Below are 12,300 nucleotides of genomic sequence, written 5' to 3' on the forward strand. Positions count from 1 at the left end.
ATGGAGACGGCCGGTTTGTCGCCACGCCAACTCGCCGCCCGTGTGGGCGTTTCCGGCAAGACCGTTGAACGATGGGTTGCAGACGCAGACCTCATCCCGCATGCCAGAAATCGCGAAGACGCCTGCGGTGCGTTGGGAGTTGACGAAGAAATGATCTGGCCGAAAGCGGTAAAGGACCGAATCAAGACCGGTGGCGACCGTGAGATCATCCGCTCCTACCCGTACCGGTCGGCCTGCCCTTCAACACTGTGGGGCGAGTTGATTGCCGACGCGACAGAAGACCTGTTCTTCGCCGGATACACAAACTATTTCCTGTGGCTTGACCAGCCTGCATTCGTATCAACTCTCCGTCTTAAGCTGGACAACGGATGCCGAGTGCGTTTCCTACTCGGCGACCCCGACGGAGAGGTGACACGCAACCGAGAGTCGATCGAAGACGTGGCACTATCAGTGTCCACGCGCATTCGGATCACCCTTGAACATCTCGGCAAACTGGGGGCACATGCGGGCCTTGAAACCCGCTTCTCTGCTCCCGACGATGCCGTAAACCATGTCTCCCTGTCGGTGTTCCGATTCGACAACGAAGCGCTTGTCACTCCGCATCTCGCGAGGTTGGTCGGGCATGACTCCCCGATGCTGCACCTGCGCAAGCACGACAGCGGCGGAATGTTCGACCGTTTTTCCGAGCATGCCGAAGAACTGTGGGCCAGAGGCGTACAGGTGGGGGCCTGACGCCCGCAGCATCTTAGGCTTCCCAGACAAAGAAACGCCCTGGCATCCGCCTCGCAGACACGAGGGAACGCCGGGGCATTTCCGTCAGAACGTCGGGACAAGTCACGACGCTTCTCCCCTCGGTGCCGCCTTCGTGGATTGTTTCCCCCTGGATGAACTTAGAGCGGGTGATTTCCAAGTCCCAAAAAGATTGCGCCACTTTGCAGCAACTGGATTGACGGCATCGAATGAGCTCTCGACCATCAGGATGTCGCCGAGGTTTGCGCAAGACAGCGGACGGGAGAACCAACATCCAGTCACGGTTCCTTGGTAAGGACTCCACGCCTGGAGACAGCCCAACCCTCTGTGCCAGTGATCGGGACGCCTACGTCATCCAAGGCTGGAAGGTGTACGCGAACGAACTGCTCACGCAGCTCAAGGTCAGGGCTTGATCAAGTTCCGTGAGTGTCCTGGTTGTTGGTGATGCCCAGGATGGCGAGTGCTCGTTCGGGTTCGTGGCGGAGAGCTCGGGTGGTCTTCGCGATGTTGGTCGCGCCAAGGGTCTTGAGGGCTCCGATCGCGAGGTTGCGGAGGGTGGCCACGACGCGGGGTGCGTTGCCGGCGTGGACGGTGGAGGCGTCTTCGGCGAAGGTACGGTCGCGAATGTGGTGCTGGGCTTCGATGGACCACTGATCACGGGTGCAGCGGGCCAGGGTGGCGGCGTCGGCTGTGGCAACGGGTGCGGTGGTGATGCCGAGTTCGACCACGGCGTGCTGTTTGCCGTCGCCGCGGCCGGTGGTGCACCGCTCGACGAGCAGGGCCTGGGTGGCGTGCGGGAAGGCGACCTGGCCGTCGGCGAGGGGCTGGACGCGCACGATACGGATCTCGTGACGGCCGCTGTTCGTCTCCTCGGTGCGGTGCACCGTGATGGCCGTGTTGGTGTGCTCGTCCCAGTCGAGAGCGTCGAGCTGGGCGAAGAGGGCGGGCCGGTTCTCCTTGACCGGGAAGAGGCCGAAGGCGCCGCGTCGGTGCAGGTAGCGGGCGTGGGCGGCGACGGTGTGCAGAGCGTCCGCGGTCACGATCATGCCGGAGATGTCGGTGACCAGGTCCAGGGCCGGGGCGAAGTGGAGGGTCTCGTGCGGCTTGTGCTGCATTTCTCGCTGGGCGAGCATCACGCCCGGATCGGTGAGGTAGACGCCCAGCAGGTGCAGTTGATGCCCGTCGCTGTCGCGGGCGCCGCGGACCGTCTTGCCGTCCGCCGCGAGCGAGAGCACGGGCATCTCGCCGGCGATGCCGGCCAGCGGGTCGGCGGTGTGCGCCTGGATGAACGTGCCGACAGCCGCGTCCAGGGCGTCCGCGTCCAGACGGGCGAGCGCGCGGGTGAGCGTGGTGGCCGCCGGAAGCCGGTCCGGGTCCGCGCCGGGGACTTCGAGGGCCGCCAGGACGCCGGCGCCCTGGCCACGCGCCCAGCGGATCACACCGCGCACCCAGCACACCCCGCACAGCATGGCGCAGGCGACCAGGCCGAGCAGCATCGGCCAGGCGTGTGTGACCAGATGCGGAGTCCTCGGGTCGGGCACCGTGCGGACGGCCTCCAGCAGCGACGGCAGGCAGGGACGGGCAGGATGGCATGCGGGCGCGGCCTTCACGATCTTGCGAGTGGAATCACATGATCATGACGGGTCGCGCCCTTCCGAGTTCACCCGGCCTCCCGTCCAAGATCCGAGCACGCACCACGCCTGGGGCGGGGGCAGCCTGTCCGCCCTGATCACGCATGAAGTGGTACATGCCGCTTCGCGTAGGTCATTTCGCTGAGAAAACCGTCAATAAAAGGTAAACCTAGATGGCATCGGCCGTTAAGTTTAGATAGGCGCGGGAATTTGCTGTCCAAAAATGATCGTTGACGTAGCGATCATGTCGTGATTCTCTACTGCCGTCCGAAGCGCGCCCTCAAGGCAAAGAATGGGAATTCCGTGAACAGCAGATGTAGATGGATTTTGGTGCTGGTGGCAGCATTAACGATGCCGCTCTTACCTGCTCAGGCGGTTGCCGAAACTCATTCGCAGAATAATGCGTCGACGCTCCGGACTCTGGAGACAGAACTCGACGTGGGGTCGCAAGAAGAGAGCATGACGTCGGAATCCGTCAAGGCGGAGTCGACTGAGGAGTCATGCACTTCAACGCCGCCGGATTCACCTGAGCGTCATGCCGGAGTCGCGGAGACGTGTACAGCCGTTCTGCCTTTCACGGCTCAGTCGTCAAACTCGGTCAAGGACGCCCGTACCGCCACCGCAACGGCGGCCGGAAGCGTTTGCAGCATCACGGATCCGGGGTACTGGCACTTCGAAAGGCTGAGCTACTGCCTTCGCGAGATGACGGTGAATTTCACTCTCCGGGGCGATCAGCAGCAGGTGCTGGGGACGGCGATCCTCTATGTCAGCTCAAGTGCAACCCTGAATCCACGCTCAGGCGAGTGGAGTGAGGAGATAGTGGTTGAGGCCACTCAGTACACGCAACAAGTGACGAGCCTTAACGTCGCGGCCACTGCATTGTGCACCTCGACCTGTAAAGCAACGGATGAGCACCCGTGGAACGGTAACTGGACCCTCACCGATGGGCAGATCGCTCTCGGTTCGGTCACCTACTCCGACGTCCCTGCCGTCGGAGTGGCCGACTCGTCGACGGTTAAGTACAACCTCTACATAACGCAGCCGGGAACGATACCGACAATTCCCAACGTCAACTGGTCGAATCCCCGTGTTGTCCGCTGCGATTCCGCCCTGACCGGAGGCGGCAGCACCAGCACCGGATGCGCACTGCCCAGCATCAAACCCCAACTGGAACTTCCGGTCAGTCAGTACGGTGCCGCGGCAGTTACGTACGGGTGGGCGCAGTGGAATCTCCCGAACAAGTGGGGGCTCTACAGTGGGTCCCCGATGACTCGAGCCCTGGATGGCGATGCCAGGAGAAAGTTCACCTGCGAGGAGAAGAGTTCAGTCCCTTTCGTTAAGAAACCGGCCGATGTAGTCCTGGATGACTCGTGCGATGAATTCCCCTTCGCCTCGACCGAACAAGGTGGTACCGATGGCGGCATGTGCGCCGAGATCGTACCCTTGTTCGAAGATGACGGAAAATGGAGAGTATACGAGGCCGACCCTTCCAGGCCGGTCACCGGAACAGAGCCCTGTGTGCGCGGTCACGTCAACCTTGGCCAGAACTCGCTCGCTGGCACTGCATACAGCAACCTCATACAGAACATGCGCTTGATCGACAAGGATCCTTTCTACCTCACCGTGCCCGACTACTTCGACACAGTCGAGTAGCAGGCTTGCCGCTCCAGTTAATCCACGGAGCTCCGTCCGTGGATTAACTGGAGGGCTGAACGAGACCCCTGGAGAGCAGATGCCCAACCCTTGGCGGTGGGAGAATTCGGACCAGTTCTGCCTGAGTTTTTCCTTGGAAAAAACCCCGGAACAGGTGCTTGCCATCTACGGAGCTGATCTCAATAAGGCTCGCTGGCTATCCGCAGAGGAAGCTCCCGCATCACCCGCCCTGGGCACTGCACTGCGGGCCGGGTCACTGGGGCGATGGGCCTTCTGCCTAGAGTTCGACAATCCGATCGGCTGGACAGCAAAAATCATGCGCGACCTGTCAGAGCGCACCGAATCGATCATCCTTCTCCGGACAGCGAAAGCATTGAAGACGTTCCACTACGCCGTAGACGGAGAAGTTCACGAATGGTTCGAGCCTGGATATCCACCCAGTGTTCGAGGCCGGAGCCGACACGGTTTCGCGTCTCAGGTTCATGTCCTCACCTCGGCCGGCGCGGGTGCGATCGCGGCATGCTCGCAGGTAATCTCTCAACACATCGGTCATGAGCTGGGCACGGAAATTCTTCAGGGACCCCTGCTGTCTGCGGCGATCGCAGAAATCGACCGTCCCGGCCTGGACCACCCGGATCCTCCACTGCTATATCCGCCGTCTCCCCGAAAAAGTTCCAGTCGCCTGGGACGACGGCTTTAGCACACCACTGCCTCTCCCTCAGGCCCACGGGCCATTGCATGATCACGTCTCGACCCGAGTGCCGTGTTGGCGCATCTTGAAAGGGACATCCCGGTTCAGGGCTCGCGCAAGTTCCCGGGATCGCCCAACTGGCGTGGGGATGCTGTGGGTTGGGGCGGATGACAGAGCGGGCACGGGGTCCGTGATCATTCAGGTGTCTAAGCCAAGTGATCAAGAAGGTTCCTGTCTCATCTTCCCCGATCCCTGCCGTGTTGGCCAAGCTGGGTCCCCTCAATCCGGACGACACGGCTGACCTCCGCATCTTCCTGGAGGGGGTTCCCGACCCGCGCTCCCGACGCGGCCGCTGGTACTCGTTGACCGCGATCCTGCTGGTCTGCGCGGCAGCCGCGGTCTCGGGAGCCCGGACCATCGACGAACTCGCCGAGTGGGGCTCCCGCGCCGACGCCGGGCTGCTCGCGACGCTCGGCGTGCGCCGTCACCTGCCGCACTGGCGGCATGCGCCGTCCAGGTCGGCGATCGGGCGGGTCCTCGAGCGGCTCGACGCCGAAGCATTCGATGCGGCCGTGGGCGCCTGGCTGGCTCACCGCCGCACTGCCCGGACAGCAGCAGCCCGGGGCGGACGGAGGGTGATCGCCGTGGACGGCAAGGCACTGCGCGGCTCCGCCCGCCTGGACCAGCCCCGCAGGCACCTGCTGTCCGCCGTCACCCACGGCTGCCCGGTCACCCTCGCCCAGGCCGAGGTCGGGTCCAAGACCAACGAGACACGGCACTTCCAGCCCCTGCTCGCACCGCTCGACCTGAACGGAAACGTGGTCACCTTCGACGCGCTGCACTCCGTGAAGGCCAATGTCGCCTGGCTGACCGAGACCAGGAAGGCGCACTACGTGGCCGTGATCAAGCCCAATCAGCCCACCGCCTGGGCCCAACTGGACGGACTGGACTGGCATGCGGTGGCCATCCAGCACACCGCCTCGAACAAGGGACACGGCCGTCGCGAGTCCCGTTCGATCAAGACTCTCGCCATCGCCGACAACCTTGGCGGCATCGCCTTCCCCCACGCGAAGCTCGCCCTCCGCGTCCACCGCCGCCGCAAAGAGACCGGCAGGAAGGAGACCCGAGAGACCGTCTACGCGGTCACCAGCCTCGACATCCACCAGGCGAAACCGGCCGAACTCGCCTCTCACCTGCGCGGACACCGGACCGTGGAAGCCCAGCACCACATCCGCGACCGCACCTTCGCCGAAGACGCCTCCACCGTCCACGCCGGCAACGCACCCGGCGTCATGGCCACCCTCCGCAACCTCGCGATCGGAGCCCTCAAGACCCTCGGAGCGACCAACATCGCGAAGACCACCCGCACCATCCGCGACGAACCCGAACGAGCCCTCCCCATCCTGGGCATCACCTACAAGCCCGACCTCAACGGAACTTGATCAAGCCCTGCGCTTCAGGTGCCGCCCCTCACTCCACCGTCGCGTACGGTTCCGCCTCGCACTCGGCGACCCTGGCCGCGACGCCGCCGTTGGAGAGGTCCACCTGGACCGTCGCCGTCTCGCCCGCGGCCACGAACTCGTCCGCCGTCCGTTGCTCCACCAGGTTGGCGGAGGCGTCCAGGAAGTCGACGGTCACCGTGAAGTAGGAGCCGTAGGTGTGGGGGTTGGTGAGCTCCACCGTGGCGTACGGGTTCTGTTCCGTCGCGCAGCTCACCAGCTCGACCGTGCCGTCCTGGAGCGCCTCGGAGCTGCCGGAACCCGACCCGGAACCGGTGTCCGCGTCGTAGTCGGTGTCGTAGTCGGTGTCGTGGTCGTCATCGTCGTAGCCGCCGGAGCCGGACGAGCCGCCCGACGTCGACGACGAGCTGTCGTGGTTCTGACCGGAGCTGCTGCAACCGCCGCCACCCCCACCGCCGTCACCGCCGCCGCCGTGGCCGCGCCCCGACGAGAAGCCCGTCAGGGCCAGCACCACCATGGCCGTCACCGCTGTGAACCTGAGTCCGCGCCCCCGAAGATCCATGACGGCGACCCTAGCGATCACCTGTCACGACCATGTCACCGCATGGCGACCGGAGCGTCCCCGGCGTAGCGTCCGGAGGGAGAGCGGCGTCAGGGCCGCTCCCGGCAGCGACGGCCGCCGCCCGGGTCCCTTCCGTGCGACCGGTCCGACGGCCGTCCCCTGCCTCAGGCCGTCCCTCAGGCCGTGCGCGCGGTGCCCGTCCCCTTCTCCGCGTCGAGCGCGTAGACGCACCGGTCCTTGCTGCACGCGTACACCACGCCGTCCTGGACGACCGGGGAACCGGTGATCTCGCCGCCGGTGGCCAGCTTCCAGCGCAGCCGCCCGTCGTCCGCCTTCAGCGTGTACAGCAGGTGGTCCGTCGAGCCGAAGTGGATCCGGCCCGCCGCCACCGCGGGCGCCCCCACGATGTCCCCACCCGCCTGGAAGCGCCACTTCGGCGTCCCGGTGACCGCGTCCAGCGTGTACAGGCCCTTGCCGCTGCCGACGTGCACATGTCCCGCGGCCACCAGGACCGGCTCGGTCGAGGACCGGGACTCGGTGGCGATCCGCCAGCGGTCGCGGCCGTCGGTGGCGTCCAGGGCGTACACCGTGCCGAGGTAGTCGGCGAGGTACACCCCGCCGCCGGTCACGGCCGGGCCCGGTACGAAGGTGGGCGGACAGAGGAAGACCGCGGGGGCCTCGAAGTGCCAGCGGACCTGTCCGGAGGCGACGTCGAGCGCCAGCACCCGGGTGCCGGCCGAGACGTAGACATAGCCGTCCGGGGCCGGGGAGACCCGCACCGGGACTCCGCCGCAGGAGGCCGTGTCGCCGATCGGGTACGACCAGCGCTCGTCCCCCGTACGGGCGTCCAGGGCCCGCAGCCGGGCGTCCTGCCAGACGTAGACCGTGCCGTCGTGCAGCGCGGGCCCCGCCTCGGGGGACTCGAAGTCCGTCTGGGCGCCGCCCAGCTCCCACAGCCGTCTACCGGTGGACGCCTCCCACGCCTGGACGCCGCCGCCGCGGGTGCCGGTGACGACCGTGCCGCGCTCGGCCTTGAGCGAGTACACCCAGGCGTCCGTCGGCAGCCGCCACAGGTCGCCGCCCTCGCGGCAGTCCAGGGCGAAGAGGGTGGGGCCGTCGGAGGCGTGGATGCGGCCGTCCGCGACCGCCATCGACCAGGCGACGTCCCGGGTCTTGAAGCGGCGGCGGCCGGTGCCGACGTCCAGGGCGTGCACCTCGAAGGAGGTGACGTAGACCAGGTCGCCGGCGACCGAGGGCGTGCCCCACACGTCGTTCGACATCCGGAAGCGCCAGGGCCGCCAGCCGCTCGCGGTCTCCGGGGGCGCGGCCGGCACGGGCGGCGCGGCGGCGCCCACCGCCGGGTCGGCGCCGTTGACGCCGGGCCGGGGCTTGGTCCAGGAGGCGACCAGGCCGGCCTCGGGCGGCGGTGCCTTCACGGCGGCGGCGCGGGCGTCGGCGACGCGCGGACCCGGGCCGATCGGCACCTGGGCGCCCGCCAGGCGCACCGGGCCGGTGTCGGGGGCGCCGACCGGCACGGGGGCCGGGACGACGGGGTCGTGGGCGGGGGGCGGCGGCACCATCCGGCCGCCGCTGCGGCCCCCGGAGGAGGGCGCGGGCTTGGCCGGGGGGCGGCCGTTGCGGCGGGCCTCGATCAGGCCGACCGCCCGTTCGGGCAGCCAGGCCGACGCGGTGCCGCTGTCGTCGGAGCCGGAGCCGAACAGGTGCGGGGCGAGCTGGGCCTGGAGGTCGGCCGGGTTGGGGCGGCCGGTGGCCTCCATCTGCATGCAGGACTCGATCAGCGGACGCAGCTCGTCCGGGAGTCCTTCGAGGTCCGGGCCCTCCCGGAGCAGCATGAAGACGGTCTCCACCGGGTTGGCGCCGTGGAAGGGCGGGTGGCCGGTCGCCGCGAAGACGAGCATCGAGCCGAGGGAGAAGACGTCGCTGGCGCCGGTGACGCTGCGGGAGTCCTTGGCCTGCTCGGGGGACATGTAGGCGGGGGTGCCGACGGCCACGTTGGTCATCGTCAAACGAGTGTTCGACACGCCGGAGGCGATACCGAAGTCGATCACCCGGGGGCCGTCCTCGACGACCAGGACGTTGGAGGGCTTGAGGTCGCGGTGGACGAGACCGGCGCCGTGGATGGACTGGAGCGCCTCCGCGACCCCCGCCGCGAGCCAGCGCACCGCCTGGGCCGGGAGGGGCCCGCACTCGTTCACTATCTCTTCGAGGGAGGGCGCGGGCACATAGGCGGTGGCCAGCCACGGCACGGCGGCACGGGGATCGGCGTCGACCACGGCCGCCGTGTAGAAGCCGGACACGGCACGGGCCGCCTCCACCTCGCGCGTGAAGCGGACGCGGAAGAGCTGGTCCTCGGCCAGCTCCGTACGGACCGTCTTGATCGCCACGCGCCGGCCCGACGCCGAGCGCGCGAGATAGACCAGCCCCATGCCGCCGGCCCCCAGCCGTCCCAGCACCTCGAACGGCCCGATCCGCCGCGGATCGTGCTGCGTCAGCTGATCCACCACTTGCCTGCCACCTCCCCGTACGGGCCGCGTCACCCACGTATGTACGCGACCCCGTGCAGCGTCTCACCACCGCACCGCCATGGCGGCACGCACCCCGATTCTTCCTGGCCCGGGGCGTGGTTGCGAACCCGGGGGCGAATCGGGGTGTCTCCCTACGAATGGGGACGAAACGACTCAGTCGGCGCGTTCGAGTACCGCGAACGACGCCCCCTGATTGTCGGTCACGACGGCCACCGTGCCGTAGGACGTCTCAAAGGGCGGAGCCTGCACCCGTCCGCCCAGGCGCAGCACGGTGTCGACGGCGGCCGCGCAGTCCGCCACCCGGAAGTGGACCAGGAAGTGCGGGGGCATCACGGCGGAGAAGACGCCGGCGACGGGGGCGCGGCCGAAGTCGGGTTCGGCGTCGGGGCCGAACAGGGCGTCGTGGAAGAGACCGCCGTAGAAGGCGTTGGCGGCCTCGGTGTCCCGGGCGTACAGCTCGGCCCAGACGAAGGTGCCCTCCTCGTGGCGGCGGCCGAAGCCGGGGTGGGCGCCCGCCTGCCAGAGGCCGAAGACGGCGCCCTCGGCGTCGGTCACCAGGGCGGTCGTGCCCTCCTCGCCGGAGGGGACCGGGGCGGTGACGATCTGCCCGCCCGCGTCCCGGATCCGCCGGGCCAGCGCCACGGCGTCCGGGGTGGCGAAGTACACGGTCCAGACGGTCGGCATCCGTCCGTCCGTCTTGGGGACCAGCGCGGCGACCCGCTCCCCGTCCTTCAGCGCGTACGGCTCCTCGTCCTCCGGGAAGCTCCACCCGAAGAGCTCTCCGTAGAACCGCTTGCCCGCTTCGACGTCGGGGAGCTGGGCGTCCACCCAGCACGGGACGCCCTCCACATACCGGGATGCCCTGTTTTCGGCCATGTCGTCAAAGTAACGGGCCCTTCCGCACGCCGCAGACCAGGCACACCCGGCTCCGGGAGCCCCCGCACCCCATTTGCAGTCGGCCGAATCGCGCTCCCATCACCCCTCGGTAAGCTGACGGCATGACAGGACAAGTGCGTACCGTCGACGGCCGCGTGGCCGGCCGGCGTGGGCAGGCGACCCGGCAGAAGCTGCTCGACTGCCTCAGCGAGATGCTCAGCTCCTCCCCCTACCGGGACGTCAAAGTCATCGATGTCGCCCGGAAGGCGGGCACTTCGCCCGCCACCTTCTACCAGTACTTCCCGGACGTCGAAGGCGCCGTTCTGGAGATCGCCGAGCAAATGGCCGCCGAGGGCGCCGGGTTGACCGAGCTGCTCCAGGGGCGTTCCTGGGTCGGCAAGTCCGGCTGGCAGACCGCCCAGGAACTCGTGGACGGATTCCTGGAGTTCTGGCGGAAGAACGACGCGATCCTGCGCGTGGTCGACCTCGGCGCGGCCGAGGGCGACAAGCGCTTCTACAAGCTCAGGATGAAGATCCTGAACTCGGTGAACAACTCCCTCGCCGACGCGGTCGCGGAGTTGCAGGCCAAGGGCAAGGTCGACAAGGACGTCAACCCGGCCGCGATCGCGGGCTCGATCGTCGCGATGCTCGCGGCGGTGGCCTCGCATCAGAAGGGCTTCCAGTCCTGGGGCGTCAAGCAGGCCGAACTCAAGCCGAACCTCGCCCTGTTGGTGCATCTGGGCGTGACGGGCAAGAAGCCCACGAAGTAGCACCCACCCTCTTCCCCGGGCCCCCAAGTCCTGTCTGGCAGGCGGTCGTCCACCCCGGTGGACGACCGCCTGCCGCGCTATGCGGGCAGCGGGCGGTCCCGTACGACGTGCTTCATCACCAGCGTCGAGGTCAGCCGCTGCACGCCGGGCAGGGTGGCCAGGCGCTCGTCGTAGAGCCGCTGGAAGGCGGCGAGGTCGGCGGTGGCCACCCGCAGCAGGTAGTCCGGCTCCCCGAACAGCCTCTGCGCGTCGAGGACATGCTCGATCTCGGCGATGGCCCGCTCGAACTCGGCGACGGTGTCCCGGTCCTCCTGCCGCATCGAGACGAAGACCAGGGCCTCGAAGGTCAGCCCCACGGCGGCCGGCTCCACGACCGCCCGGTAGCCGCTGATCGCCCCCGACCGCTCCAGCTCCCTGAGCCGGCGGTGGCACGGCGAGACACTCAGCCGCACCCGTCCGGCCAGCTCGGTCACGGTCAGCCGACCGTCCTGCTGGAGTTCGGCAAGAATCTTCCGGTCCACGTCGTCCATGGGGCAGATCTTCCCTCAGACCCGGCCATGGCGCGCAAACTTCGACAACACTTTCGGGCCATTCCGGCCTAATCTCCCCGGCATGGACTCCGGAACCCTTCTCTCCTTCCTCGCGCTGGACCTGCTGCTGGTGTGCGTACCGGGCGCCGACTGGGCGTACGCGATCTCGGCGGGACTGCGCGGCGGCTCGGTCGCGCGGGCCGTGGGCGGGCTGGTGAGCGGGTACGCCCTGCACACGGTGCTGGCGACGGCGGGCCTCGCCGTGCTCGTCGCGCGTTCCCCCACGCTGCTGACCGCGCTGACCGTCGCCGGGGCCGCGTACCTGGTGTGGCTCGGCTGGAGCGTGCTGCGCCGCCCGGCGGTGCCCTCGCGGGCGGCCGGGTCCGCCGCGGGTTCCGACGGGGGGCGGGTGTTCCTGCGCGGGGCGGTCATCAGCGGCCTGAACCCGAAGGGACTGCTGCTCTATCTCTCGGTGCTGCCCCAGTTCCTGGTCACCGGGGACGGCCGGCTGCCGGTGCCCGCGCAGACCGCGGCGCTCGGACTGCTCCACATGGCCTGCTGCGCCGCCGTCTACCTGACGGTCGGTCTCGGCGCCCGCGCGGTCCTCGGCGCCCGCCCCGCCGCGGCCCGCGCGGTGACCCGCACCTCCGGCGCGGCCATGCTCGGCATGGGAGCCTTCCTCCTCGTCCAGCACGCCCTGTGACCGGGGGCCGGGCCGGGCCAGATACGGCTTCGCCCGCCCGCCCTGGACCACGGCAGGAGGGCAGACATTCACGTGCGGCGCCGAAACCGCTCCGGCCGGCCGGCTCGCGCCACTCGCCCGCCGGGGCA

Annotated in this window: 11 protein-coding genes; 6 read left to right on the forward strand and 5 right to left on the reverse strand. The window is 68.2% G+C overall.

Annotated elements, in window-relative coordinates; all coding sequences use genetic code 11:
• On the forward strand, window positions 1-732 hold the full coding sequence (locus AB0E07_RS04475; RefSeq protein ID WP_362246306.1) for a helix-turn-helix transcriptional regulator: 732 nt from the start codon (window positions 1-3) through the stop codon (window positions 730-732).
• 431 nt (window positions 733-1,163) lie between these two features.
• Here the strand turns inward: AB0E07_RS04475 and AB0E07_RS04480 are convergent, their stop codons facing one another.
• The gene (locus AB0E07_RS04480) at window positions 1,164-2,360 is read right to left on the reverse strand and encodes an ISAs1 family transposase (RefSeq protein WP_362246308.1); all 1,197 of its coding nucleotides are present in this window, start codon (window positions 2,358-2,360) and stop codon (window positions 1,164-1,166) included.
• 270 nt (window positions 2,361-2,630) lie between these two features.
• Between AB0E07_RS04480 and AB0E07_RS04485 the strand changes: the two genes are divergently transcribed.
• The 3 genes from AB0E07_RS04485 to AB0E07_RS04495 all read left to right on the forward strand — a co-directional run bounded on the left by AB0E07_RS04485 (window position 2,631) and on the right by AB0E07_RS04495 (window position 6,167).
• Entirely contained in the window at window positions 2,631-4,034 is a 1,404-nt protein-coding gene (locus AB0E07_RS04485; RefSeq protein ID WP_362246310.1) for a hypothetical protein, read from the forward strand.
• Window positions 4,035-4,113: 79 nt separating this feature from the next.
• On the forward strand, window positions 4,114-4,734 hold the full coding sequence (locus AB0E07_RS04490; RefSeq protein WP_362246312.1) for a DUF6461 domain-containing protein: 621 nt from the start codon (window positions 4,114-4,116) through the stop codon (window positions 4,732-4,734).
• A gap of 248 nt (window positions 4,735-4,982) precedes the next feature.
• The gene (locus AB0E07_RS04495; protein WP_362246314.1) at window positions 4,983-6,167 is read left to right on the forward strand and encodes an ISAs1 family transposase; all 1,185 of its coding nucleotides are present in this window, start codon (window positions 4,983-4,985) and stop codon (window positions 6,165-6,167) included.
• Window positions 6,168-6,195: 28 nt separating this feature from the next.
• Here the strand turns inward: AB0E07_RS04495 and AB0E07_RS04500 are convergent, their stop codons facing one another.
• From AB0E07_RS04500 to AB0E07_RS04510, 3 genes are all read right to left on the reverse strand, one after another.
• Window positions 6,196-6,747, reverse strand: a complete 552-nt coding sequence (locus tag AB0E07_RS04500) for a hypothetical protein (protein WP_362246316.1) — start codon at window positions 6,745-6,747, stop codon at window positions 6,196-6,198.
• 176 nt (window positions 6,748-6,923) lie between these two features.
• Window positions 6,924-9,272 carry a serine/threonine-protein kinase gene (locus AB0E07_RS04505; protein WP_362246318.1) on the reverse strand — a complete coding sequence of 783 codons (2,349 nt, stop codon included), beginning with the start codon at window positions 9,270-9,272 and terminating at the stop codon, window positions 6,924-6,926.
• A gap of 174 nt (window positions 9,273-9,446) precedes the next feature.
• On the reverse strand, window positions 9,447-10,169 hold the full coding sequence (locus tag AB0E07_RS04510) for a VOC family protein (RefSeq protein WP_362246321.1): 723 nt from the start codon (window positions 10,167-10,169) through the stop codon (window positions 9,447-9,449).
• 122 nt (window positions 10,170-10,291) lie between these two features.
• On the opposite strand from AB0E07_RS04510, the gene AB0E07_RS04515 reads away from it, so the two are divergent.
• Window positions 10,292-10,939, forward strand: coding sequence for a TetR family transcriptional regulator (locus AB0E07_RS04515; protein WP_362246323.1), 648 nt, complete (start codon window positions 10,292-10,294; stop codon window positions 10,937-10,939).
• A 77-nt stretch (window positions 10,940-11,016) separates the two neighbouring features.
• Here the strand turns inward: AB0E07_RS04515 and AB0E07_RS04520 are convergent, their stop codons facing one another.
• On the reverse strand, window positions 11,017-11,469 hold the full coding sequence (locus AB0E07_RS04520) for an Lrp/AsnC family transcriptional regulator (RefSeq protein WP_362246325.1): 453 nt from the start codon (window positions 11,467-11,469) through the stop codon (window positions 11,017-11,019).
• A gap of 82 nt (window positions 11,470-11,551) precedes the next feature.
• On the opposite strand from AB0E07_RS04520, the gene AB0E07_RS04525 reads away from it, so the two are divergent.
• A complete protein-coding gene (locus tag AB0E07_RS04525) occupies window positions 11,552-12,172 on the forward strand; it encodes a LysE family translocator (protein ID WP_362246327.1) in 621 nt (206 codons plus the stop codon).
• Window positions 12,173-12,300: the final 128 nt, after the last annotated feature.

The sequence above is a fragment of the Streptomyces sp. NPDC048002 genome (assembly GCF_040653275.1).
In the GTDB taxonomy this organism is placed as follows: Bacteria; Actinomycetota; Actinomycetes; order Streptomycetales; family Streptomycetaceae; genus Streptomyces.